The 22,590-nt window shown below is 62.9% G+C and carries 28 protein-coding genes and 1 pseudogene; 9 read left to right on the top strand and 20 right to left on the bottom strand.

The window, feature by feature from the left end:
- Positions 1-90: 90 nt before the first annotated feature.
- From IIB36_00335 to IIB36_00355, 5 genes are all read left to right on the top strand, one after another.
- On the top strand, positions 91-1,257 hold the full coding sequence (locus IIB36_00335) for an acyl-CoA dehydrogenase (GenBank protein MCH7530190.1): 1,167 nt from the start codon (positions 91-93) through the stop codon (positions 1,255-1,257).
- The gene (locus tag IIB36_00340; GenBank protein MCH7530191.1) at positions 1,254-1,445 is read left to right on the top strand and encodes a twin-arginine translocase TatA/TatE family subunit; all 192 of its coding nucleotides are present in this window, start codon (positions 1,254-1,256) and stop codon (positions 1,443-1,445) included. Before IIB36_00335 ends, IIB36_00340 begins: the two co-directional genes overlap by 4 nt.
- Before the next feature lie 69 nt (positions 1,446-1,514).
- On the top strand, positions 1,515-2,264 hold the full coding sequence (locus tag IIB36_00345; GenBank protein ID MCH7530192.1) for an RNA methyltransferase: 750 nt from the start codon (positions 1,515-1,517) through the stop codon (positions 2,262-2,264).
- Between the two features lie 134 nt (positions 2,265-2,398).
- The gene (locus tag IIB36_00350) at positions 2,399-3,925 is read left to right on the top strand and encodes a diguanylate cyclase (GenBank protein MCH7530193.1); all 1,527 of its coding nucleotides are present in this window, start codon (positions 2,399-2,401) and stop codon (positions 3,923-3,925) included.
- An 8-nt stretch (positions 3,926-3,933) separates the two neighbouring features.
- A complete protein-coding gene (locus IIB36_00355) occupies positions 3,934-4,710 on the top strand; it encodes a histidinol phosphate phosphatase (protein ID MCH7530194.1) in 777 nt (258 codons plus the stop codon).
- Here IIB36_00355 and IIB36_00360 read toward each other — a convergent pair.
- Complete coding sequence (locus IIB36_00360; protein MCH7530195.1) at positions 4,707-5,210, bottom strand: GDYXXLXY domain-containing protein; 504 nt, start codon at positions 5,208-5,210, stop codon at positions 4,707-4,709. The two genes, IIB36_00355 and IIB36_00360, sit on opposite strands and share 4 nt — an antisense overlap.
- Positions 5,207-6,448, bottom strand: coding sequence for a DUF2157 domain-containing protein (locus IIB36_00365; protein MCH7530196.1), 1,242 nt, complete (start codon positions 6,446-6,448; stop codon positions 5,207-5,209). The genes IIB36_00360 and IIB36_00365 overlap by 4 nt, the downstream gene beginning before the upstream one ends.
- Before the next feature lie 264 nt (positions 6,449-6,712).
- On the opposite strand from IIB36_00365, the gene IIB36_00370 reads away from it, so the two are divergent.
- A complete protein-coding gene (locus IIB36_00370) occupies positions 6,713-7,141 on the top strand; it encodes an NIPSNAP family protein (GenBank protein MCH7530197.1) in 429 nt (142 codons plus the stop codon).
- Between the two features lie 52 nt (positions 7,142-7,193).
- Here IIB36_00370 and IIB36_00375 read toward each other — a convergent pair whose 3' ends face one another.
- The 3 genes from IIB36_00375 to IIB36_00385 all read right to left on the bottom strand — a co-directional run bounded on the left by IIB36_00375 (position 7,194) and on the right by IIB36_00385 (position 8,868).
- Complete coding sequence (locus tag IIB36_00375) at positions 7,194-7,484, bottom strand: hypothetical protein (GenBank protein ID MCH7530198.1); 291 nt, start codon at positions 7,482-7,484, stop codon at positions 7,194-7,196.
- A 96-nt stretch (positions 7,485-7,580) separates the two neighbouring features.
- A complete protein-coding gene (locus IIB36_00380) occupies positions 7,581-8,084 on the bottom strand; it encodes a hypothetical protein (GenBank protein MCH7530199.1) in 504 nt (167 codons plus the stop codon).
- Positions 8,085-8,304: 220 nt separating this feature from the next.
- Positions 8,305-8,868 carry a hypothetical protein gene (locus IIB36_00385; protein MCH7530200.1) on the bottom strand — a complete coding sequence of 188 codons (564 nt, stop codon included), beginning with the start codon at positions 8,866-8,868 and terminating at the stop codon, positions 8,305-8,307.
- A gap of 331 nt (positions 8,869-9,199) precedes the next feature.
- Here IIB36_00385 and IIB36_00390 point away from each other — a divergent pair, with 331 nt between their 5' ends.
- Both IIB36_00390 and IIB36_00395 read left to right on the top strand, forming a co-directional pair.
- On the top strand, positions 9,200-9,478 hold the full coding sequence (locus IIB36_00390) for a type II toxin-antitoxin system prevent-host-death family antitoxin (GenBank protein MCH7530201.1): 279 nt from the start codon (positions 9,200-9,202) through the stop codon (positions 9,476-9,478).
- The gene (locus IIB36_00395) at positions 9,465-9,749 is read left to right on the top strand and encodes a Txe/YoeB family addiction module toxin (protein ID MCH7530202.1); all 285 of its coding nucleotides are present in this window, start codon (positions 9,465-9,467) and stop codon (positions 9,747-9,749) included. Before IIB36_00390 ends, IIB36_00395 begins: the two co-directional genes overlap by 14 nt.
- Here the strand turns inward: IIB36_00395 and IIB36_00400 are convergent.
- The 7 genes and pseudogenes from IIB36_00400 to IIB36_00430 form a co-directional block, all read right to left on the bottom strand.
- A pseudogene (locus tag IIB36_00400) lies at positions 9,673-9,976 on the bottom strand (type II toxin-antitoxin system HicB family antitoxin). The gene IIB36_00395 and the pseudogene IIB36_00400 overlap by 77 nt on opposite strands.
- 259 nt (positions 9,977-10,235) lie before the next feature.
- The gene (locus IIB36_00405) at positions 10,236-10,790 is read right to left on the bottom strand and encodes a zeta toxin family protein (protein MCH7530203.1); all 555 of its coding nucleotides are present in this window, start codon (positions 10,788-10,790) and stop codon (positions 10,236-10,238) included.
- Positions 10,791-11,018: 228 nt separating this feature from the next.
- Positions 11,019-11,282, bottom strand: a complete 264-nt coding sequence (locus tag IIB36_00410; GenBank protein MCH7530204.1) for a DUF2283 domain-containing protein — start codon at positions 11,280-11,282, stop codon at positions 11,019-11,021.
- Between the two features lie 457 nt (positions 11,283-11,739).
- Positions 11,740-12,090 (bottom strand): DUF86 domain-containing protein, encoded by a 351-nt coding sequence (locus IIB36_00415; GenBank protein MCH7530205.1) that lies wholly within the window; start codon positions 12,088-12,090, stop codon positions 11,740-11,742.
- Positions 12,077-12,367: a nucleotidyltransferase family protein gene (locus IIB36_00420; protein MCH7530206.1), complete on the bottom strand. Its 291-nt coding sequence runs from the start codon at positions 12,365-12,367 to the stop codon at positions 12,077-12,079. The genes IIB36_00415 and IIB36_00420 overlap by 14 nt, the downstream gene beginning before the upstream one ends.
- A gap of 166 nt (positions 12,368-12,533) precedes the next feature.
- Positions 12,534-12,911, bottom strand: coding sequence for a type II toxin-antitoxin system RelE/ParE family toxin (locus tag IIB36_00425; GenBank protein ID MCH7530207.1), 378 nt, complete (start codon positions 12,909-12,911; stop codon positions 12,534-12,536).
- 3 nt (positions 12,912-12,914) lie between these two features.
- Complete coding sequence (locus tag IIB36_00430; GenBank protein ID MCH7530208.1) at positions 12,915-13,136, bottom strand: addiction module protein; 222 nt, start codon at positions 13,134-13,136, stop codon at positions 12,915-12,917.
- Between the two features lie 609 nt (positions 13,137-13,745).
- Between IIB36_00430 and IIB36_00435 the strand changes: the two genes are divergently transcribed.
- Positions 13,746-14,252 carry a hypothetical protein gene (locus tag IIB36_00435; GenBank protein MCH7530209.1) on the top strand — a complete coding sequence of 169 codons (507 nt, stop codon included), beginning with the start codon at positions 13,746-13,748 and terminating at the stop codon, positions 14,250-14,252.
- 397 nt (positions 14,253-14,649) lie between these two features.
- Here IIB36_00435 and IIB36_00440 read toward each other — a convergent pair whose 3' ends face one another.
- The 8 genes from IIB36_00440 to IIB36_00475 all read right to left on the bottom strand — a co-directional run bounded on the left by IIB36_00440 (position 14,650) and on the right by IIB36_00475 (position 22,531).
- Positions 14,650-14,871, bottom strand: a complete 222-nt coding sequence (locus tag IIB36_00440) for a hypothetical protein (protein ID MCH7530210.1) — start codon at positions 14,869-14,871, stop codon at positions 14,650-14,652.
- 332 nt (positions 14,872-15,203) lie between these two features.
- Positions 15,204-15,677 (bottom strand): hypothetical protein, encoded by a 474-nt coding sequence (locus IIB36_00445; protein MCH7530211.1) that lies wholly within the window; start codon positions 15,675-15,677, stop codon positions 15,204-15,206.
- 209 nt (positions 15,678-15,886) lie between these two features.
- Positions 15,887-16,156 carry a DUF2442 domain-containing protein gene (locus IIB36_00450; GenBank protein MCH7530212.1) on the bottom strand — a complete coding sequence of 90 codons (270 nt, stop codon included), beginning with the start codon at positions 16,154-16,156 and terminating at the stop codon, positions 15,887-15,889.
- Positions 16,131-16,364 (bottom strand): DUF4160 domain-containing protein, encoded by a 234-nt coding sequence (locus IIB36_00455; protein ID MCH7530213.1) that lies wholly within the window; start codon positions 16,362-16,364, stop codon positions 16,131-16,133. The genes IIB36_00450 and IIB36_00455 overlap by 26 nt, the downstream gene beginning before the upstream one ends.
- 901 nt (positions 16,365-17,265) lie before the next feature.
- Positions 17,266-19,953 carry an ABC transporter permease gene (locus IIB36_00460; protein ID MCH7530214.1) on the bottom strand — a complete coding sequence of 896 codons (2,688 nt, stop codon included), beginning with the start codon at positions 19,951-19,953 and terminating at the stop codon, positions 17,266-17,268.
- Positions 19,954-19,975: 22 nt separating this feature from the next.
- Positions 19,976-20,302 (bottom strand): helix-turn-helix transcriptional regulator, encoded by a 327-nt coding sequence (locus IIB36_00465; GenBank protein MCH7530215.1) that lies wholly within the window; start codon positions 20,300-20,302, stop codon positions 19,976-19,978.
- A 457-nt stretch (positions 20,303-20,759) separates the two neighbouring features.
- Positions 20,760-21,449 carry a hypothetical protein gene (locus IIB36_00470; protein ID MCH7530216.1) on the bottom strand — a complete coding sequence of 230 codons (690 nt, stop codon included), beginning with the start codon at positions 21,447-21,449 and terminating at the stop codon, positions 20,760-20,762.
- A 200-nt stretch (positions 21,450-21,649) separates the two neighbouring features.
- Entirely contained in the window at positions 21,650-22,531 is an 882-nt protein-coding gene (locus IIB36_00475; GenBank protein MCH7530217.1) for a tyrosine-type recombinase/integrase, read from the bottom strand.
- Positions 22,532-22,590: the final 59 nt, after the last annotated feature.

Here is a 22,590-nt window from a genome sequence, read left to right on the forward strand (position 1 = left end):
TGCACGCCATGGGTGCGTCGCACACCATGGCTATATTTTAGGGGGTTCCGCTCTACCCTCTTTTCGCCGAACGGGAAAAACGACCACACGATGCAAACGCTGATCCACGATGCCCAGCGTGCGCTCACGAGCCTCAGTGCACAAGAAAGGATGTTCCAGGAGGCCGTGCGCAACTTCGCCGTCTCTGAGGTAGCCCCCAGAGCGATGGCTATGGATCAGGCCCAACAGATGGACCAGGGGCTGATCGATCAGCTCTTCGAGCTCGGCCTGATGGGTGTCGAGATCCCCGAGATGTACGGGGGAACCGGAGCGGACTTCTTCACGTCGGTGCTGGTCGTGGAGGAGCTGTCGAAGGCCGACCCCGCGATCGGGGTCTTGGTCGACGTGCAGAACACCTTGGTCACCAATGCCCTCCGACGTTGGGCATCAGACGATCAGAAGGCTCGCTACTATCCCCAGCTCGCTTCGGACACCGTGGGTGCGTACGCGCTCTCCGAGGCCGGTAGCGGCTCGGACGCATTCGCGCTGGCGTGTCGGGCAACCCAGGACAACGACGGCTGGATCCTCAACGGCCAGAAGATGTGGATCACGAACGGAGCCGAGGCCGGTCTGTTCATCGTCTTCGCGACCGTAGACCCTGATGCCGGCTACAAGGGAATCACTGCGTTCTTGGTCGAGCGAGACTCCGACGGATTCACGGTCGGCAAGAAGGAGGACAAACTCGGCATTCGCGCGTCCTCGACCACGGAGTTGATCCTCGAAGACGTGCGAGTCGCTGCCGACAACGTGCTCGGCGAGGTCGGCTCAGGGTATAAGGTCGCGATCGAGACGCTCAACGAAGGACGCATCGGCATCGGCGCCCAAATGGTCGGGCTCGCGCAGGGGGCGCTCGACCACACCGTGCGCTACGTGAAGGAGAGAGAGCAGTTCGGGCGAGCGATCGGGTCGTTCCAAGGCGTTCAGTTCCAACTGGCCGAAATGGCCACGGAAGTCGAGGCCGGGCGGCTCTTGGTATACAACGCCGCACGCCTGAAAGATGCGGGTCAGCCGTTCCTCACCCAGGCGGCGATGGCGAAGCTCTTCGCGTCCGAAATGGCCCAGCGGGTGGCGTCATTGTGCATCGACCTGCATGGTGGGTATGGATTCACGAAGGAGTACCCGGTAGAGAAGCTCTATCGGGACGCTAAGATCGGTACGATCTACGAGGGTACGTCGAACATGCAAAGGCAGACGATTGCCAAGGCGCTCATGCGATGAGCTATCTCACTCCATCCCTGGGGCTCTTCGTGTTCGGCTTCTGGGAGATCTTCCTGGTCTTCATGGTGATCATGCTGCTGTTCGGCGCGAAGAAACTCCCGCAGCTCGCCCGTGGGCTCGGTTCGGGCATCCGTAACTTCAAGGGCGAGCTGCAAAGCCCGGAAGATCCGGAAGACGAAGGGCAGTAGTCTCCCCCGCGCTCTCGCCACCTGGGCGCCCCTACGCATCTCCGGTCCAGCCGCGCCATTCTCCCGCCCATGCCAAGAACCGGTCTCTCCAACGTCGTGATCGTGCTCGATCACCCCAAGGACGTAGTGAACATCGCCGGCGTGATCCGAGTCATGAACAATTTCGGGCTCAGCACACTCCGTCTCGTGAACCCCGACGAATTCAACGCATACCGCATCGAGGGAATCGCGCACCGGAGCGGCGAGCTCATCGAAGCGACCACGCGGCACGATTCCCTCGAAGATGCGGTCGCAGACGTATCGTTCGTCCTGGGAACGACCGCCCGCCCGCGCACCGCCGGTCGTAGCTATCTCTGGCCTAGAGAAGCCGCAGCCAGAATAGCGGAACGGGCTCAGGACGGGACGGTCGCGATCTTGCTGGGCCGCGAGGATCGCGGCCTCACGAACGAGGGACTGGACCTCTGCCACGCAGTGTCGATCATCCCCACGGATTCCGAGTACTCGAGCCTAAACCTGGCTCAGGCGTGCCTCGTGCTTGCGTACGAGGTCTTCCTGGCCCTCGACGCATCGGACCCGGACCTTCCGCAGGGCCGCAGGGCGACGCGGCCACCGACCCAAGCGGAGCTCGAGGAGACCTTCGCGGCGATCGAGCGCGGGTTGGGCCGCATCGATTTCTACAAAGCCAGGGAGCCAGCGGCGGTGATGCGCACACTGCGCACCATCATCTCCCGGTCAGAACCCGACCTGCGGGAAGCCCGCCTACTCGGTGCCATCGGCTACGAGATCGGGCACTACCTTGATCGCTTGCAGGACCGCTGATCCTCCCGCTCGGCCGGAAAATCGCCGTGTCGTGCACGCGGTCATTGTTGTGAGGCCTACCGCCGCCGACGTATTATGGTTCGAACAGGAATGTTTACTCCGCGACCATGGAAGCTCGGCCGCAGAATCATCCATTGTCCATGCCCAAACCGGACGCTCGCACCGATCCAGCGAGTATCTCTGAGCGCTATCGAGTTCTTCTCGATACGACTCGGGCCCTAACGGGCACGCTCAGTTCGGATGAACTGTTCGCGGCAATCCACCGGGAGACCGAGGAGGTCCTGGAAGCCTCCGGGTTCTATATCTCCCTCTACGATCAGGGGCGAGACCTGGCGACCATCGTCTACTTCGCGGACAGGGGCGAAGTCAGTAGAGTCGGCGTGTCGTACCGGGGCTCTGATTCTGAGGTCATTCGCACACAGCGAGCCTCCATGGTCAACGAGCACCTGGACGACAGGTCGCTACTCGTGCTCGGAGAGGACAGCACAGACATAACCAGCTCGGCCATCTCGGCTCCGATGATTCACAAGGGCCGCGTGATCGGTGCGATCAGCGCTCAGAGCTACGACACCGAGGCCTACTCGGAGGACGATCTCACGATGCTGCAGAGCATCGCGGACCTTTCCGCCGTCGCGATCGACAACGCTCAGCGGTTCGCCGAGCTCGAGCAGCGCCGGCGTGAGGCCGAACAGATCGAAAAAATCGGACGGGCGCTGACGAGCGAGCTCGATGCGACGGAGGTGCTGGGTAAGGTCATCGCCGCGGTACTCGACGTGCTAGACGTCGATGGGGCCTCGGTGTGGCTCTGTGAGGGACCAGACGGTAGGGTGGGGCGTATCGCGGAGGCCGGAGGCGAGATCACCCTGCCGGTCGGCCTCACCTGGGACCTGGACGACGAACTCGGCGAGAAACTGCTGGAGATGAGCAAGCCGGTCATCATCGACGACCTCGCCTCGAGTCCGCTCGTGCCCGACGCCCTCCGCAAGCATCTGGAGTCCGGCTCCGCCGTAGGTGCCCCGCTGATGATCGCCGGGCGGGTCGCGGGCATACTCGCCGCGGGTAGCCGGCGTCCGCGCCACTTCACGGATGACGACGCAGCCGTTCTGCAGCGACTGGCGAGTCAGGCATCGGTAGCGCTCGAAAACGCGAGACTGCACGCCGACCTGCAGGCGCTCTCTCTGACCGACCCGCTGACCGGACTTCCGAACCGGCGCATGCTCCAGATTTATCTGGATAGGGAAGTCGCCGCGGCGCGACGGGGTCGTAGCCTGGTCGTCGTCCTCTTCGACCTGGACAACTTCAAACACTACAACGACACGCTCGGACACCTCGTCGGTGACGACATTCTGTGCGCGTTCGCACAGATCCTCGAAGACGAAAACCGCGAGATGAACCTGGTCGGCCGGTACGGCGGCGACGAGTTCATTTCGCTGCTCTCGGAGAGTCATGCGGACGGGGCCCGTTCCTACGTGCACCGTGTCAAGGAGCGCCTCGACACCGATGCGATCATAGGCGAGTACGGCCTCTCAGTGAGCATCGGCCTCGCAGAGTTCGACCCTGCGACGATGAAGTCGACGGCGGACGTGATCCAGGCCGCCGACATGGACATGTATTCGGAGAAAGGCCGCCGCCTCGGAGCCTCTCGAACCGCTTCTCCCTGAAGAGCTCCGTGCCATCTTCAGACCAAGTCCGCGAGCTGTTGGAGTTCGCTACCGTTCTCGCCCATGAGGCTGGTGCACTTACACTCCGGTACTTCGGAGGGATTGTGGATCACGACGCGAAAGGTGACGGCTCGCCCGTCACCATCGCAGATCGTGAAGCCGAAGAGCTGATTCGACGGAGGGTCGAGGAGCGGTTTCCTGAGCACTCGATCCTTGGCGAGGAGTACGGGGAATCCAACGCGGGTGCTCCCGTTCGGTGGATTCTCGATCCCATCGACGCCACGCGTTCCTTCATGCGTGGTGTCCCGCTCTACGGCGTGCTGATCGGCATCGAGATCGAGGCCGAGAGCGTGGTCGGTGTCGCGCACTTTCCTCCCCTGCAAGAGACCATCGCCGCTGGAGCGGGGCTCGGTTGCACCTGGAATGGAGACCCTTGCAGCGTCTCACTCGTCGAGGCGATCGAGAGCGCCGTTATCTGCACGACGGACGTTGAGCGGATCCTGTCTCGCCCCGAAGGAGACGGATGGCGGCGCCTTCAGCAGCGCTGCTCGTACTCACGCACGTGGGGAGACTGCTACGGACACGCGCTCGTCGCGACCGGGCGCATCGAGGCGCAGGTCGATCCCGTCACGGCACCGTGGGATGCGGGCCCGTTCCTCACGATCGCGACCGAGGCCGGGGGGCGTTTCACCACACTCGAGGGCGACGCGACTGTGCACGGTGGATCGGGAGTCAGCTCGAACGGCCTCTTGCACGACGAGATTCTGCGGGAGCTGGCCAGCTAGGGCCAAGGCACGCCTCTCAAGTAGACCTGCTCGATCCGGGGACGTCCGTCGCGCCCCACGCGAAGGCGCACGGTCAGCTCCGCCCAGTTCGGGGTCTCCGTGCCCTCCGGTACGAAGTAGCGCTCGATTCCGAACGCGAAGAGTCCTCGCTCGACCCTTCCGGCGATGGCCACCTGGCCCGGTGGCAGCCGGTCCGGCTGTCCGGCCTGCGCTCTCTGGGGCACATGAAAATCCCCGTCGGGACGCAACACCACCCAGATGCTCGAGCCGGGGCCCGGGCGGGGTGAGGTTACCAACGTCGAGTCCATCCGACTGAACTCGTAACCCAGCTGCATGAACTGACCCCGCAACAGGTCGCGTGGATCAACGGGTCTCACCCTGACCAGGATCGAGGTTCCGACGTCCGGTCCGAAGCGAGCCTCCTCCAGCGATGCCCAGCCGACGAAAAAGCCGAGCTGGATTGCGACCCAAGCGGCGGCGACCTTGGCTCGGAGGCTCATGACTCCCCCATCCGTGCGAGCGCCTGGCGCCGCCACTTCTCCGTCGCCCACGCCGTGCAGATCAGGACCAGGCCACCGACCACGAAGAGCAGGCCAGTGCCCGTCTGCCCACCGATGAGGTCGAAGAACCGCGTCACCACGCCCAGGCCGACTGCGGCAACACCGATGTCGAGATAGCGCTTGCGGCCCGAGCGGGTCCCAAACGCGACGCACCAGAAGGCGAGCAGGAACCAGATCGCCCATGCGGCAAACGTCACCAGGAGTTCCGCGAGCGAGAACGTCACACCGCCACCGAAGCTGAAGAACCAGAGATTGGGCCCGGATGGCACGACACCGAGATCGAGCGCGAGCGCGAGCGCGGCAATCGAAAGCAGGATGACGAGCAACGAGTTCAGGCGATCCCGGAGCCACGGGGCCTCTTTCGCCAGGCTCTCACGAGCAATCCAGAGCCCGAGGCCTCCTAGCAGCAGCGCGGCCGACGGCAGGACCCATGCCCCGCCGCCCGGCTCGGTCACCGAGCGGGAGAAATAGCGGTAGAAGCCGAGGGCGTAGATGCTGTAGCCCAGCAGAGCCACCCCGAGCGAGCGCAAGATGTGTGCGATCTCCGGCTCGGCGTCCCGCACGGCGCTCGACGCCCCGAGCAGCGCAGTCCCGAGACCGACCTCCAGCATCAGATGGCCTGCGAACGTCGGCACTTCCATGGGGGACCCGCCGAAGCTGCCCTCCATGTGTGCCCATAGGACGAGCGCGAAGACGGCCATCCCGCTGATAGGCGCAGAGCGAAGCAGGTACGCCAGTGGGACGATAGCTGCGAGCCAGATCAGTACGCCATTCGGAGGGCGCGCGTCGAGATTGAAGATCTGAGAGATGAGTCCTACCCCAGCGATGACCAGCCCGGCGCCGATGAAGTGGAGTCCCTCCGCGGTACGGACGTACGGACGGTTCGTCGCTGTGATCCAGAACCCCACCGAGTGTGACCCGCCGAGCAGCAGCAAGAATCCGGCGATCTTGGCTTCGTCTCCGATCCCCTGCCAGTTGGCCGCCACGAGCAGTACCACCCCGAGCGCTACGATGCCACCACCGAGAGATCCGAGCACAGAGGCCAGACTTCGGACTCCGCCCTCGCGCTCGTGCTGCTCGGCCAGGGTCACAAGCGCGCTGGCGGTCGCCACGTCCACCACACCACGTTCGGTAGCGATCTGAGTCAGCCGCTTCAGCTTCGAGAGGAACGAGGCCATCACCTTCCGCCGGAACGGGTTCCAGGCGCCCCTGGAGGCGTGGAGAGACCGCGTTCCAGAGTCCCGAGGACGGTACGTCGGGCGTCTCGGGCCGGCAACCGAAGAGGCACGGTTGAAAGGTGTTGCGTGATCATCTCGCTTGCCCCCGACCGCTTCCCCGCTACAACATGTTTCGGAGGATCGCGCCATCTCACCGCGCGCCCCACACCGCGATCACAGAGGAGGAACGAAATGGTTGCCAAGCGACTTCTGATTCCCACCCTAATGGCGACCATCTTCGGCGCAGGCTACCTGCTCGGGACTACCCAGGGAGATCTCGTGCTTCAGGCCGAGGCGAGCGCCGCGCCGGTTGTCCAGACAGCGCAGGTTTTTGAACTGAGGACGTATACAGCTGCGGACGGCAAGATCGACGACCTCCTGGCGCGTTTCCGGAACCACACGCTCAGGATCTTCGAGAAGCACGGCATGACGAACGTCGGGTACTGGACTCCGCAGGACGAGCCGCTCTCGCAGAACACGCTGATCTACATGCTCGCACATCCTTCGCGGGAAGCAGCCCAGGAGGCCTGGCGCAACTTCGGAAGCGACGCTGAATGGCAGAGCGTGGCCGAGGAATCCCGACGGGACGGGCGCCTGATCGTGGGCCTGGAAAGCGTGTTCCTCGAAGCGACGGATTTCTCGCCCATGCGGTAGGCCTGGGCTCTCTCAGTGAAGCGTAGCTGAGGGCCCGTGGGGGAGAGCGGCGTTACGCGACGATCCGTCGTCTGCCCGTACCCGAATCCTCGGGGTGTTGTGGGGGGGCTCTCAGCTCCCGAAGAAACGCCGTCTCGTCTCTCAGGCGCCTAAGGTCGGACCGCGTGTCTTCGAGCTCCCTTTCGAGGATGTCAATGCGACGCCCAAGACGATCGGGCGGCTCAGGTTCTGACATCCGCTTCCGGACGTTCCGGCCGAGGACGACCCCGAGCACCGAGCCGCAGCCCAAGACGAGAGCGCCGTAGAAGATCAGTAGAGCCTGAGGGATCACGATGAGGTCCATTCCTAATTCCTCCTCCAGTCTGTCTCTGCAGGTTTGTCGCGCCACGAGCGGGAGAGCGGCGTTACATGGCGTGCGCCTCCCGCCACCATGGTCACGCTAGCTACCAAGGACGTCCAGCAGTTCCCCGTCCGACTGATACTCGCTGTCTCGCATCTCTTCGGGGGTCGGCGTGAGCCAGGCGAAAAACATAAGGACCGCAGTACTGAGCGCTACGAGGAACATCAGCCCAAGCAACCCAAGGCCGCTGGTGAACGGACCGACGAAGACGCCAGCCGCGAAGAAGGCCGCAGGGGCCATGAGACCGGCTACGAAGCTGCGGCGGCCGCAGACCTTGGCGTCCGGGTAGAGCCAACGCCGGAGAGCTTCGAGCCCCACGGCAAAGCCACCAGTGAGCGCCCCGACACCAGCTCCGAACATTGCCATTGCCTCAAGCCACTCCCCAGGGCCCGGAACCATTCCAAGGAACGCGAACACCGCCGCTAGGCTGATGACGCTGCCAGGGAGGAACCGAACTAGACTCGCCCTGATAGTGGTTTCCAGAGGCAATCCGGGCTCGTAGGGCACCAAGTCGGCACCTGGAACCTTCTCAAGTTCCTCCACCTCTCCTCCTCGAACCGCGGCACACTTCGCGATCTAGCTCGCATGGATAAGGCGACCGACGGATGCGCCGTTACTTGATCTCACCTACCGCAGTCATGAATTCCCGGATGGGAACTAGTAGCTGTGGGTACTCACGATAGTGCCTGCGCGCTCATCCCGCGAAGCGTATCTGAGGGCCCGAGCGGGAGCGCGGCGTCATGCGAAGGTGCCGCCGCCGATCTCAATAGACGAGGTTAGGACCGAAATCCGGCACGGCACCTCTGCGGATCTCCTCAATCCAGCTGTCGAGTCGAATCTCACTCATCGTTGAGGATCGGTTCTTCGTCTCGCGACACCAGAATCCACGGCACAGCTCTAGATACTCAAGCACCGCCTCTCGGCGTCCTTCGAGCAGAAGATCGTGAGCCAGGGTCAGGTTCGGGCCGAAGGAGTTGAGTTGCGGAGATCCCGGAGTCTGACCCGCCTTTAGCAGCTCGCGTTCCGCCGCGACAGGGTCCCCTCGCTTCATGTGAACAAGTCCGAGGATCTCGTGGCCGTTGTGGAGCGCGTTCCCGTAGTACCAATCGTCACGATACCTACCTGCGAGTTCGAGTAGTCCCTTCGCCAAGAACTCCGCGTCCTTCGTGTCACCATTTGCCAGCGCCCGTTCCGCAGCAGAACGCAAGCCAAGCAGCCGTGCGTAGGGGGACCCGACCACGGCGCCCACCGCGTACACTCCGAGTTCGAGCGTTCGCCGTGCAAAGCGAGCAGCTCGGATTCGTACCGATTCACTTTCAGTGGGCATTGCCAAGCTCCGGAGGAAGACCGTCCGGCACACCGTTTCGATATCTCAAATCTAGCGGACGTTCGCGGCCACGTCTCAGCGCCTTTTGCAGAACCAGACGCTCCCGACGCGGAGGAGGGCATGTCAGTGCTCACCGGAGTGTCCCCGCAGGCGCCGGGCCCGTTTTTTTGTTGGTCATGACATATCCTACGCGCCGAATCAGCGAAGCGTATCTGAGGGGCCCGAGCGGGAGCGCGACGTTATGCGTTACCCGAGAACGTCACGTACCACCGCTCTGTTGCACCAAGAAAATATGTACAGTATAGTTGTACAACTATTCGAGGAGTGCCCCATGTTAGAGCAAGTCACCTATAGCTATGCGCGCCAGAACCTCGCGAAGGTTTTGCAGGAAGCCGAGGAGCGCCGGGAGCCCGTCATCATTACAAGGCGGGGCCACGAAGACATGGCCCTGATTCCTGCGGACGAGCTCCGTAGCCTTGAGGAATCCGTACACCTGCTCCGCTCCCCGAAGAACGCTCAGCGCCTACTTCACGCGCTCCAGCGAGCTCTTGAGGAGGGCGGCGTCTCAGACTCGCCCGAATCGCTGAGGTCCAAGTTTGGCCTCGAGTAAGGAAGCCAGCACAGCCCGGGTCACGTTCTTTCAGGACGAGTTCAGAGAGGACCTGCGGTTCTGGATAGACACCAATCGGCGCATCGCACTCAAGGTCATGGACCTAGTGGAAGCCGTCACTCGAAATCCCTTCAAGGGAATCGGGAAGCCCGAGCCGCTCAAGCACCTCGGAGCAAATGTGTGGTCGCGCCGGATCACACAGGAACACCGCCTCGTGTACCTGGTGCGAACCGACCGCATCGACTTCCTCCAGTGTCGCTACCACTACTGAGGCACACCTTAGCGGGCATCCTAGAGACCTCGACGATCTCTTCGCTGATCGAAGGGGAACAGGATCGCCATGCGCCTCTAGGCTCTCGAGTAAGCAGCAATCGCCTCGCGAGAATTCGCCAACGCCTCATCCCGCGTGGACCCCTGCGTGATGCATCCCGGAAGACTCGGGACCGCCGCCAGGAATACACCGTCCTCATCCTGCTCGATCAATCCTCGGTATTTCATTTGTGGTCCTCCACCTCACTATCTACCGTCACCCTAGCTTACGCGGCATGTCCTGTAACGGGCCAAGGTGCTCCCGACGCGGTGCCCAGCGATCATTATACGTATGAGCGGGTCACGATCGTACGTACGCTGGGTGTAGCGTCCCGAAGGGCCGGTCCCGTTGCTCATCGTGCAACCTACCCGCCGCATCAGCGAAGCGTACCTGAGGGCGCGAGCGCGAGAGCGGCGTTACAAGATGTGCCCCACCCGCGTAGTAGGGTCACCACATGAGGTGCGTTACAGCAGCATCGACGGTTCCTTCGAAGTCCGTGGAGCCGTCGACGTACGTGAGACCCAGCCGGTCGCACTCCTCGGAGAGATACGCACTGTATTCAATGCCGAACTGGACCACCGCGAGGATCTCCTCGTCGCTCTGCTCGTTCAGCCAGTCGTTGGCGTGCCCACGATGGCGGCGGATATCGGAAAGCTTCCGTTGCGGCTCGATATCGCGATAACCGACGAAGCACGATCGCACGTCGGCACCTGAAAGGCCTCGAAGCTCTGCGGCTTGCTTGGGCAGGACCATGTCCCCTTCAAAGACATAGTCGACGTCGGCCTCGAGCGCGTTCTCGGCCATCGCCCGAACTAGCGGCCACATGTTCTCGCCCACCTCGCGCGAGTGGGCGTTTGGGTCCACGCCCATTGAAGGGACGGCTCGGTGCAAACCCATCTTCAGCACGTCGAGAGACAGGAGCGCGATCCCCCTCTTCTGGACTAGCTCTCTTGAGATCATGCCCTTCCCAGCGCGAGGGGCCCCACCGAGTAGGATCAACATCCGGATACTTTCCGCCCCTTCTGAAGAACCCAGCTGCTCACGGGCATGTCTTGTAACGGACAGGCGCTCCCGACGCGGAGGTGAGCATGTCAGTGCTCACCGCAGTGTCCGCGTAGCGGCCGAGCCGTTGCTCAGGGTGCGTCACATCAGCCTAATCGCGAAAGCGACCCGAGGCGACAGCTTGAGTCAGGCGTTACCAGACGTGAGCAGCCCGTCCGGCCCTACCGCCTAGGCCGCGACAAGTGGCGCTAATTCGCTCAGGTCGGGCCGGCTCAGTCCGAGCTCGTCGAATACGGCGAGAATCTCGTCGACGCTGGTGGCGCCCGGACTCACGATCTCAACACCGATCGGCCGCTCATCCCCGTCATAGTCGACCACGATCTCCCGTGCGACCTCTTCCGATCGGACGGCCTTCTGCCCCGGCGCATGGTCGAGGCAGATGTACGCCGCGAAGGGCTGACCCTTCCGGTACGTGACTTGGAGAGAGATCATGGCGTCACACTTTCGGGTACGCGGTCACCACATACGTAATCTGGTCGTCTGGGTCCGGCTCCACCACTATTACCCACGGAGCATCGCCAAGGTGCGTTGAGATCAGCCAGCGCCCGGAGCGTCGCGAAGATGTGATCGCCGTTGCGTCGGCAAGCATGGTCCGAAGCTCGACTTCTGAGAATCCGCGCTCCTCCATGCGACGCTCGACACGCGAGACGAAGCGCAGGTCCCACTTCCACTATTCAGGTCGATCCAACTACGCTCCTCACTAATGTCATCGCTCATATCTGGTAACGGACAGGCGCTCCCGACGCGGAGGTGAGCATGCGAGTGCTCACCGCAGTGTCCGCGAAGCGGCCGGGCCCGTCGCTCATGATACATCTTACCCGCTGAATCAGCGAAGCGTACCCGAGGGCCCGAGCGGGAGCGCGGCGTTACCAGATGAAGCGCCGGTCGCCTACTCCTGATCTGGTACGTGCTCCAGAAGCGCTACGAGAAGAGGGTGCACTTCAGGCACGTCGACGGTGGCGGTGTCCCAGACGACGTCGAGCGCGACCACGAAATAGTCATGGATCAGCTTGTGGCGGAGCCCCGTGATTTCGCGCCAGGGAATCTCGGTGTGCTTCGTGGTGAGCCCGCGGGTCACGCGACCGGCGGCTTCACCAAGGACCTCAAGCTCGCGAATCAGGACGTCTTGGATCATCCAATCCAGTTCGAACTGCGCCTTCGTCGTCTTTGCCGTGACCTCTATCACTCGCTCAACCGCTTCTAGCATATGGCGGAGAAAGAGAGCGTCAGGCGGTGTCATGGAAGATCACTCTCGCCTCAGCGAGGACGTCGTCTCGCATGTACGGGCTCAGCCCGCCCTCCGTGAGAAGATCCACCGGCTGCCCAAAAAACTCGGCCAGCTCGTCCTCACAGCGAATGAGCCCGAAAAAGCCGGTCGGCCCGCCAAAATCTGCGATCAAGTCGATGTCGGACTCTGCGGTCTCCTCCCCGCGAGCAGCCGATCCGAAAAGGCGCAGCTGCGTCACCCCATGCCGCCGGCATATCGCGGCGAGTCGAGAATCGTCGAATTGGACCATACCCTATTCTCTCAGACCACTGAAAATAGGTCAACAGAACACACAGCCCTGAGCTTTGTCTGGCAACGGACAGGCGCTCCCGACGCGGAGTTGAGGTTGATAGACCTCGGCGCAGTGTCCCCGAAGGGGCCGGGCCCGTTGCTCATGATACACCTTACGCGCTGAATCAGCGAAGCGTACCTGAGGGCCCGAGCGGGAGCGCGGCGTTATAGGGCGTTGGTGCGGTCGTCGCCAGCCCTCCTGGTTCCCTCATCTGTTCGCGGTCGGCCCAATACTCTGGAGCTCGGCGATGGTGCATTACCGCCAGAACCCGAAGTCGCCCCTCTGAGGCCTTGTACAGTACGCTATATGGGAATCGCGCGAGCAAACGCCGATGCACTCCGGGCCGAACGACGAACCCAGCGGCCGGATTCTCGGCGATGCCAGCAACGATGTCATAGACCTCGGCGCCCAGCGAGTCGCCGAGCTCAGACGCTTGACTATTGTAGAAGTCGATTGCCTCAGCCAATTCGACGCTGGCCGCATCATGGAATGTGACCAGCAATCGCTACCGCGTCCCACCTAGGCCGAGCGATTCGAAGACTTCCGACGCCGGAATCTCCGCGGCATCGCCGGACTCAAGATCGGACAGACGACGCTCGGCCTCATCATACCAGGCCTGCTCGATTTCAGAATCCGCGTCGAGACTCGCGATGAGACGCTGCGCGAGGCGAGCTCGGTCCGGCTCGGACAACTTCAGGGCCTCGGCTTCCAGTTGATCTATTGTCACCCCGGGCCTCCTCGGGCTTGGTCCCACATGATACCGCCGCCGAGTAGTCCAGTGCCATGCTCGAATCGGCCGTCCTCTGAAACCACGGCCCTCATAGAACGGACAAGGGACTCACGACGCGGAGAAGGGCGTGTCATCGCCCTTCGTAGTGTCCGCGAAGCGGCCGAGCCGTTGTCTAGGGTACGGCCACATCAGCCGAAGCGCGAAGCGCGTAGATAACCATCCGAGGCGAGAGCTTAAGTCAGGCGTTGGACGACATTCCTCACCGCCCGCTCCGATTCTCAAACACTGGCTCCGTAACGGGTTGCGATTCTGCTGCGGACCAGGATGCCAGCGAACGCCCGGAAGCTCAAGGAAGAAGCCCTCGGAGCCAGATCCGTCGGCAGCAATCGCGTGTCGCAATTGTACGCTCTTGGATGCGGTGCCCGCTGAGAGATTCCGACCGGAATATTTGCCACGATATAGAGTACTTTGTAAAGTAAAGCTTCGATACCCCTTGGCCGAAGTCACGATCTGCCCGTGCCGGAGGCCTCCAATGGTCGATTCTCGTGAGGTAGATCTGATCGGCAGAATCGGCGGTAGAAGGTCCAAGCACACAGGAAGGTAGCAATGAAGAAGTGGCTGAGACGCATCCGCGGCGCCATCGGGATGGGCCTGACCTGGGCAGTAGCATGGTTCGGCGCGGGCATGATCATGCTGCTGGGGCTTCTGCTGGTAACCGGTAGTACCGGCGCCGACGTCCCCTATCCCCTCGGGTTTGGCGCCTTCGGCTTTGTTGCCGGCGTCACCTTCTCAGGGGTCCTGGGTCTTGTTGAGGGCCGTCGCCGGTTTGATCAGATGTCCCTTCCACGCTTTGCTGGTTGGGGGGCCGCCGGAGGTTTCTTGCTGTCCGCGATCTTTGTCTTGGCCGTGGCCCTTGCAGAGGACCCCGCTTTCTTATGGAACCTGGTGGTCTTGGGCCCCATCTTCGCGGTGGCCGGCGCGGGCTCTGCCGCTGGTTCGCTGGCCCTAGCCAGAAGGGCGGAGGACCGAGAGTTGCTCGAGGCCAGTGAAGACGTGGCCGAGGTGGGGCCTTCCGAAGGTGAGGCGCGAGAGCTGCTCGGAGGCGGGGGCTGACCTCTCCACGTGGATCCAGTACGCAGCCTTGGAGAACGTTGCTCGTCCAGTTGTGTGCGGGTGGCCCGAGCGATGCCTAGCTATCCAATATGCCGCGAAGAGGCCGGTCGCTAATTCAGCGTGGAGGCCCCGATACATGACATACGTCGCAAGAACATGCCCTCCCGCGTGTAGAGCGGCTAGAGACTTCTCACGTCACACTCTGCCCGCCGTCAGGAATGTCGTCCAACGGACAGGCGCTCCCGACGCGGAGGTGAGCATGTCAGTGCTCACCGCAGTGTCCGCGTGGCGGCGCCGGGCCGATAGGTCATGATACATCTGACCCGCTGAATCAGCGAAGCGTATCTGGGGCCCGAGCGGGAGAGCAGCGTTACCAGGCGTCCCCACCCCTCGCAGTCTAGTTCCCGATACGCCTGATCGCCGGACCCCCGAGGCGCAGCACCTCTTGCCCTGCCGGAGTCTCGATGAGGAGGCTTGACTCGGGACCAGCCAGCAGGACAACCGCCGGCGTACCGGCAGCGTCGGTCAACACGAGTCGCCGTCCTTGTAGCTCGTCGCGCTCTTGAGGGAGCATCGCGCTGAGTACGAGAATCGTGACCAATGAACCGAGCAAAGCCACGAACCTGCGGCTCCCGCGCAGCGACCGTTCAAGGTCATGAACTCGCGATTCAAGCTCAGATGGAGTGTCCGACATCGATGAGCCTCCGAGGATTGGGGTTACCCCTTCGACTCATCACTCCGCCTCCGGGGATGTCTGGTAACGGTCCAGGCGCTCCCGACGCGGAGCACCGCGACCCATACGTATGATTCAACGCCAATCGTACGTACGCGGTGCGGAGTGTCCGCGAAGCGGCCGGGCCCACGTTGGGATCAACCTACGATGTCCGCAGCAAATACACTAAGGGCCCGAGCGGGGGCGCGGCGTTAGCAGGCGTTGTGATCCGCACGGTCTTAGGACCGAGTGCGCCACACCGCGAGATGTTGGAAGTCCTTTCCGGTCAGAGATGTCCTCTTGACGAGCTTGTGCCCGAGGAGGTCGTGCCGAATCGCCGCAACGAGTTCGCCTGCGGCCTCAGCTTTCTCCTTCGCTGTCGCCGTCGCTCCGACGCGAACGGTCTCGAGAAAGGCGTACGCTTTGTCTATCACTTTATCGGGGCAGTAAAGCCACGAGATGTTCAATTCGTCTAGAAACTGTCTTTTAAGCCGATGGATCTCTTTCGCGTCTTCATCTACAAGTGTCCCGTCGGGATCGTCGACATAGAAGCCTCGCAAACCCTGTAGAAAGGACGTGTACCGCTCTTCCTTCCGCGCATGTTGTTCGGCTCGCCATCGCCTCCGTTCGTTCAACATCCAGGCTACGACAGCACCAACGAGCGGAACAAAGAACTTAAGGAAGTCTGGCGCGAGGAATTCGGTTGGGGTCACGCGTCACCTCGAATCCAAAAGACGCTCTCCACAATGTCTGATAACGGACAAGGGACTCACGACGCGGAGGTGAGGATGATAGCCCTCGCCGGAGTGTCCGCGTAGCGGCCGAGCCGTTGCTCAGGGTACGTCACATCAGCCTAATCGCGAAAGCGAGCTGAGGCGAGAGCTTGAGTCAGGCGTTGAGCGGCGTTCCTCGCCCCGTCGCCTTAAACTGCCACACCCGGAGAAGGTGCTCCGCGAAGAAGGCCTTCGACGCTCAGGTCCTCGTCGATCGATGGCCAGTGTATCGCGTAGCCGCCGCCAGAGATCTCCCAGTCGGCTCGCTTAGCATCCGAGGCGTTCAGGAGTCGAGGATACCACGCCAGCGGCGCCGAGATCGTACGCCCGTCGGCGAGATCCACTCGGATGGAGTCCTCGCTGAACTGAACGTTTGCCACGCGGGCGCCCGCACTATGTGAAGAAGCCGTTCCAGGCATCTACCAATTCCTTCTCATGCCGCTGAACCAAGCGGAACAGCGTCGTAAGCTCATGCGACTTGAACCCCAGGCTTGACGCCAGGTTCACCGGAGACAGCCAGAACTTGGCAGTCGCCTCGTCGCGGTCCACGTGAACATGGGGCGGTTCGTTCGGCTCGTGACTATAGAAATGGAAGCGATATGGGCCGGACCGAAGAACTGTTGGCACTCGGCCTTCCTCCCTGAGCTCCGTGGACTCCTACGAATCTACACCAAGCTCCTCAGGAATGCCGCTCAACGGACAGGCGCTCCCGACGCGGAGCCCAGCGACATATACGTATGAATACATCCCGATCGTACGTATGCTGGGCGCAGTGTCCGCGAAGCGGCCGGGCCCTAGGTGCATGGTACACCTTACCAGCTGAATCAGCGAAGTGTACCTGGGGCCCGAGCGGGAGAGCAGCGTTACAGGATGTCCCAATCCACGAACATTCACCACCCGGCCCGCCGAAGGGATCCGCCCACAGGAGTCGAGCGCGGACAGCGAACCCTGAGATTCCGTGAACCCAGTTTCGGGCCACCGAGGGCGCGGCCAGTGACGACGGCAGCGCCGCGCGCGATTACTGATTCGCGAGGAGCCTGAACTCAGATTGTACCTGATCTAGGAATTCGCCGCTCGAATGAAGGATCGCGCGTCGACGCCCCACCTTACTTCCTCTTTTGGACGCGCCGTGATTCAGCTTGGCGATCGACTCCGCTCCTTACTCTCCCCACATGTCTTCGTTTGGGATGTCCGATAACGGACAAGGGACTCACGACGCGGAGCTCGGGGTGCTAGCCCCGAGCGGAGTGTCCGCGCAGCGGCCGAGCCGTTGTCTAGGATACGGTCACAGCAGCCGAAGCGCGAAGCGCGTAGGTAACCAACCGAGGCGAGAGCGTGAGTCCGGCGTTATACGTCGTTTCTCACTGCCCGCGGAAAGAAGACTCACCTAGCGCCTTTGGATTCCCGTAGCGCGAACACGATAGCTTATCCGCGCACGTAACTTGCGGCTACATGAGCTTCCCGCGACTACAGCAAGTCCTTGTTTGAAGGCCCGCAGCAGACTGGGCCAATGACTGGTCGCCGCGGGCTACTCCGCTTTCAGGGTCGTGACCGGGTCCAACCTCACCGCCTCTCGTGCTGGGATCCAGCTAGCGGCAAGCGCGACACCGAGGAGGATCGTCGCGACCGCGGCGAGCGTCGCGGGGTCGGTCGGCGTGACGCCCCAAAGGTATTGCACCATGATCCGCGAAAGCCCGAGAGAGGCCGCCAGGCCGAGCAGGAGGCCGACGAGCACGGGCGTGATCCCTTGACGGAGTACCATCTGCCGCACCTGTAGCCCCCCGGCTCCGAGTGCCATGCGGATCGCGATCTCGCGGTACCGTTGTCGTACGGTGTAGGCCAGCACGCCGTAGACACCGACGGCGGTCAGCGCGAGGGCGAGCGCGGCGAACACAGAGAGGAGCACAGCGCCGAAGCGTTCTCGAGCGAGTGAGCGAGTCACCACGTCATCTAACGGAAAGACCTGAGGTCTGGGGAGGGCCGGATCCACAGCGCGGAACGCCTCCACGAGCGCTCGCTCGATGCTCCCGCCTCCTGGCCGGCCCTGAGCGATGAAGACGGGCATCGTACCGAGCACATTCGAGATGCGGGTCGGAGCCTGAGCCTGCGGCACGTACATCGTCCGGCGCGGATCGGCACGCAAGGACACCTCTCGGATGTCGCCGACCACACCGACGATCTCGGCGCCCAGGCCAGCTAGCGACGGATCGATGAACTCATCTCGAATCCGACCGATCTCGATCCGTTGACCGATCGGATTCTCGTCAAGGAAGTACCGCCGAACGAAGGCCTCGTTCACGATCACGACGGGGGGGCCTTTCTCGACGTCCGTGTCCTCGAATGGACGACCTGCGACGATCGGAACGCCGAGCGTGCGAAAGTAGTCGGGCGTCACGGCCCGCCACTCGACCGCTCCTTCGAAGTCGCCAGGGCGACCGCCGATCGTCATTGGGAAGTTGATGCCACGCTCGAGTGGCAGGTTGGTCGCCCCGACTATCGATGCGATCGCTGCGGAGCCCTGCACCTGCTCTCGCACGCGCTGCTGAAGATCCCAAAGGTCCTGCGACGACTGGTATTCTGGCGGCCTAACGGGGAAGCGGACGGCGACGAGCCCCTCGGGGTCAAAGCCCGCGTCGACACGCGCCAGGCTAAACAGCGTCACCATGAGGAGGCCTGCGCCGGCGAGCAGCACCATCGATATCGCCGACTGCACGACCAGAAGGCCCTCCCGGGTGCGGCCGCGCCCGGAAGCTCCCCGAGCGCTCTGCTTAAGCACCTCCGAGAGCCGACCGCGAGCCGCAGGCCAGGCGGCCCAGGCGGCCGCCCCGCCGAAGAAGATGCTCGCAGCGAGCGCGGCGACGTACGTGAACAGCATGACCCGCCAGTCGACTGCGATCGTCCCCATGCGGGGAAGCTCGGAGGGCGCGAGCGAGACCAAGAGGCTCACGGCCCACCTTGACATCAGGAGACCGAGTGAGCCGGCGGCCAACGCAACGAGAACGGCCTCCGTGAGGACGAGGCGTGCGAGGCGTCCACGACTTGCCCCGAGCGCCGCCCGCAGCGCAGTCTCACCCCGACGCTGCATTGCACGCGCCAGGAAGAGGTTCGCAACGTTGGCACAGGAGATCAGAAAGACCAGCACGACAACGCCCATGAGGATCCATAGGGCCTTCGCTGACTCGCCGACGTAAAGCTCGCTGAACGTCGCAAGCTTCATCCCGAGGTCTCGTCGGTATACGAGGTCGGGGTACTCCGCCGCGAAGGATGCGGTGAGCGACGACACGTCCGTCTGGGCCTCCTGACGCAGGACGCCCTCGCGGAGGCTCGCGATCGTGGGCCAATTCTCGCCCTCGTCCATGGGATCGACGGAGAGGCCAAGAGGGACTAAGACTCGTACGGGCTCGTCGACGTATGGGAACTGGAAGCTCTCGGGGAGCACGCCGACGACGACGTAGGGTTCCTCGTTCAGATGGAGCATGCGACCTACGACGTCGGACGCGCCTCCGAAACGGGACTGCCAAATCTCGTGGGAAACGATCGCGACCTTCGCGCCGCCCGAAACATCTTCAGTGGCCATGAAATCTCGGCCTTGCCCAAGCGAATAGCCCAGGACGCCCAAGAATTCACGGCTGACCCGCAGCCCAGTGACGACCGAGACTTGACTGGCTTCGCCCACACGTCCATGGAAGTCCCGCCACGTCGCCACGGCATCGAATGAACGGACGTTGTCGTGCCAGTACTGGTACTTTCCGCGGGTCAGGTACGACTGGACGTGCGTACCGCCGTCCCAGGCGAGGTGCACCACACGGTCGGCGTTGGGGAACGGGAGTGGCTGCAGGAGCACCGCATCTACGACGCTGAAGACCGCGCTGTTGGCACCGATTCCGAGTGCCAACGTCAGGACGACAGCGGTCGTGAAGTGGCCCGCCTTGAGCAGCGACCTGAGACTGCGCGTAACGTCCTGTCCGAGCCCGTCCATGCTCCACCTCCCGCCCCCGCGGCTTCTCAGCCGCTCGTAGACTCCTCTCTGAACAACGTCCCACACCGCTCTTGCTGCGGCGAGCCCCCCACGCACCCGTCCTCTTTCGCGGGCCTGCCTGACCTCGTGAGCGAAGAGCGCCTCCATAGCGGAGCCGTGCTTGCGGCGGAGATCCGGCGGGAGCGCCCGTAAGGCCACGCGGTAGATCCGCGCCCAGCTCATCCGTAGCAGCTTCACCACTCCTGAGAGCCCCGAGCCTTCACGCGCCCGCCCGACGTTGCTCGAGGCGCGCGCGCGCCACACCCGCTAGCGACTGCATGCGCGCGACCTCGGCCTCCAGGGCGGTACACCCAGCCCCAGTTAGCCGGTAGTACCGCTCCCGCCCCCCGATTCCCGCCGGCCGTTCTTCCTCGTCGATCTCCTCAAGCCACCCGAGGGCGGTGAGCTCCTCGAGAGATCCGTACAGTGTCGCAGGCCAAAGGCGCACCCGACCGTCGCTGAGCTGCCGGACGTCTTCCTGAATGGCGGTTCCGTAGCGTGGCGCTGAAGAGACGGACAGTAGAACGAAGAACCAGTGCCGCTTCATGGCACCCCCTCAAGCCTAGGCTTGCGACACAAACTATGCATTCATAGTATGGCTGCATACAAAAGCGTGCAAGGTGTTCCCGGCAGCTGAGGCCACCGAAGTAGAGTGTGCGCGGGAGAGGTCTGCAGGACAGAACCGCAGCGTCAGAGGGACCTTATGATGGCGGACTATGCTGCGAAGACCACGCACTCTGCCGAGCAGCGCGGCCATCTCGTTCCTCGATCCCACCGTCCCGTCATCAGAAATGACGTATAACGGACAATGGACTCACGACGCGGAGGAGGGCATGTCAGTGCCCTCCGTAGTGTCCGCGTAGCGGCCGAGCCGTTGCTCAGGGTACGTCACATCAGCCTAATCGCGAAAGCGACCTGAGGCGAGAGCTTGAGTCAGGCGTTATAGGGCGTAGTCCGCCTGCCACTTCACCGTGCTTCGCGCAGCCGTACCTGTGGCGTCCAGCCTAGTCGTTGCTAGGCGATGAGCCAGTTGCCGCCCATGTCCGAACGATCCGCAGGATCTCTGGCCCCGGGAACCTCTCAAGCATCGCCATCGGACCGCTCCGGTAGACATCTTCGAGTCGCTTCAGTTGCTCGGCACGAGTGTCTGAGCTATCCGGACGCGGGGCGTTCGACAGGATCTGAAATACTACGGACGCAGGCAGCCACTCGTCGATGTCGGTGGGCGCATTCAGGGAGTCACCCCGACCCAGCAGCCTTCCAAACGGATAGGGATCATGCCAGCCCAAGACATCAATCACGCGCCTCCTCTCGTGCTTCCGGGCTACATCGACTCGAAAGACGACCGCCGCTCCACTGGGTACCCATCCAGACTCCTCCCAGACGTCGCGGTTACATGTCGTGTCATACGCCCAGGGAACCGCCAAGAAGGTGTCCGCTGGCGCTAGGGTACCCCACGCATCGCGCATCGGGTCGGGGCGACTAGCCATACGGACGACGAACTCATGCGCGACAACGCTTGAATCTGCCGCACCTATAAGTAGCTGGTCCCACGGCACCGGGACGGACTCGACGCGGCCCGTCGCAACCGCGAGCACGATTGATTCGCCCGCTGCTGGACCCAGAGAACCGGATTCGGATGAACACTGACTGGGGAGCACAGACGACAGCACGACGGCGACCTGAAGCAGCATGTCTTTCGTCCCTCCCCGCTCCGAACTCTATACGCTCTCAGACTATGCCATATAACGGATAACTCACGAACCGTATCGCCTATTGGGCCTGACAGCCAGAATCGCGAAGATCGCCAATGGGGCAATCGCGCAGCGGGTCGCGAAGGCAGACAATTCACCTCTTGTCGCGCCACTCCCAATCCATGACGTCCCAACCCGCCCTATTCGTCGTCTTCGAAGAGCTGGTCGATGGGGCTCTTTATCTTCCGGAGATCACGCTGGGCCACGTGCGTGTAGATGACCGTCGTGGAGATCTTCGCGTGTCCGAGCAGTTCCTGGATGCTCCGCAGGTCCGTTCCGCCCTCTAGGAGATGGGTCGCGAAGCTATGCCGCAGCATGTGCGGGGTGACCCGCTTTCTGATACCGGCTCTCTTCCCGGCCCGGGCGACCTGCTTCTGGATGGATCTGGTGGTGATGTGTCTGTCCCGTCTGTGCCCGCCTGGGAAGAGCCAGTGCGCGGGTCGTTCCACGCGGACGTATTCCCTCAACACGCCGAGTACCACCGGCGACAGCATGACGTAGCGGTCCTTGCGACCCTTCCCCTGTCGGACATGGATCTGCCCTCGTTGAGAATCGACGTCCTCCACCCGCAGCCGTGAGACCTCGCCCACGCGGAGCCCGGCGGAATACAGAATGAACGCGATGGCTCGGTGCTTGGGTGACCCGAGCTCGTTCAGGAAGCGACGTGCCTCCAGCGCGCTGAGAACCTTGGGCAGCGTCTTCCCGCGTTTCGGCCGTGGGATGCCGGCCACGGGAGCAGGCGCGTTCAGGACGTATCGGTGCAGGAACCTGAGAGCGCTCAGCGCTTGGTTGGCATAGCTGTGCGACAAGCCTGACCGGAGCATACCCAGCAACCAGGCGCGGACCTCCCCGTCCGTGGCCACTTGATCCTCGGCCGCTCTCCCCGCATAGAATCGTCGCGCGTGGGCGGAATAGAGCGATCGTGTTTGTCGGGCATATCCGCGGAGCACCATCTCGTCGTCGAGGCGCCGCAAGAGCTCCCGCAGCCAGTCAGGGAGTGTCGCTCGGGTCTTGGAATTCATCGCAAACCATGTTCGCCACTCCCGCGAGCCACCGGAATACGAGGATCGGCCACCCACCC

Source organism: Gemmatimonadota bacterium, from assembly GCA_022560615.1.
GTDB lineage: Bacteria > Gemmatimonadota > Gemmatimonadetes > Longimicrobiales > Gaopeijiaceae > UBA1138.

Excerpts from the sequence above, each read along its gene's own strand:
- IIB36_00335 (MCH7530190.1), top strand. The coding sequence starts at position 91 with ATGCAAACGCTGATCCACGATGCCCAGCGTGCGCTCACGAGCCTCAGT.
- IIB36_00340 (MCH7530191.1), top strand. The coding sequence starts at position 1,254 with ATGAGCTATCTCACTCCATCCCTGGGGCTCTTCGTGTTCGGCTTCTGG.
- IIB36_00345 (MCH7530192.1), top strand. The coding sequence starts at position 1,515 with ATGCCAAGAACCGGTCTCTCCAACGTCGTGATCGTGCTCGATCACCCC.
- IIB36_00360 (MCH7530195.1), bottom strand. The coding sequence starts at position 5,210 with ATGAGCCTCCGAGCCAAGGTCGCCGCCGCTTGGGTCGCAATCCAGCTC.
- IIB36_00365 (MCH7530196.1), bottom strand. The coding sequence starts at position 6,448 with ATGGCCTCGTTCCTCTCGAAGCTGAAGCGGCTGACTCAGATCGCTACC.
- IIB36_00370 (MCH7530197.1), top strand. The coding sequence starts at position 6,713 with ATGGCGACCATCTTCGGCGCAGGCTACCTGCTCGGGACTACCCAGGGA.
- IIB36_00375 (MCH7530198.1), bottom strand. The coding sequence starts at position 7,484 with ATGGACCTCATCGTGATCCCTCAGGCTCTACTGATCTTCTACGGCGCT.
- IIB36_00385 (MCH7530200.1), bottom strand. The coding sequence starts at position 8,868 with ATGCCCACTGAAAGTGAATCGGTACGAATCCGAGCTGCTCGCTTTGCA.
- IIB36_00390 (MCH7530201.1), top strand. The coding sequence starts at position 9,200 with ATGTTAGAGCAAGTCACCTATAGCTATGCGCGCCAGAACCTCGCGAAG.
- IIB36_00405 (MCH7530203.1), bottom strand. The coding sequence starts at position 10,790 with ATGTTGATCCTACTCGGTGGGGCCCCTCGCGCTGGGAAGGGCATGATC.
- IIB36_00410 (MCH7530204.1), bottom strand. The coding sequence starts at position 11,282 with ATGATCTCTCTCCAAGTCACGTACCGGAAGGGTCAGCCCTTCGCGGCG.
- IIB36_00415 (MCH7530205.1), bottom strand. The coding sequence starts at position 12,090 with ATGACACCGCCTGACGCTCTCTTTCTCCGCCATATGCTAGAAGCGGTT.
- IIB36_00420 (MCH7530206.1), bottom strand. The coding sequence starts at position 12,367 with ATGGTCCAATTCGACGATTCTCGACTCGCCGCGATATGCCGGCGGCAT.
- IIB36_00435 (MCH7530209.1), top strand. The coding sequence starts at position 13,746 with ATGAAGAAGTGGCTGAGACGCATCCGCGGCGCCATCGGGATGGGCCTG.
- IIB36_00450 (MCH7530212.1), bottom strand. The coding sequence starts at position 16,156 with ATGCCTGGAACGGCTTCTTCACATAGTGCGGGCGCCCGCGTGGCAAAC.
- IIB36_00465 (MCH7530215.1), bottom strand. The coding sequence starts at position 20,302 with ATGAAGCGGCACTGGTTCTTCGTTCTACTGTCCGTCTCTTCAGCGCCA.
- IIB36_00470 (MCH7530216.1), bottom strand. The coding sequence starts at position 21,449 with ATGCTGCTTCAGGTCGCCGTCGTGCTGTCGTCTGTGCTCCCCAGTCAG.
- IIB36_00475 (MCH7530217.1), bottom strand. The coding sequence starts at position 22,531 with ATGAATTCCAAGACCCGAGCGACACTCCCTGACTGGCTGCGGGAGCTC.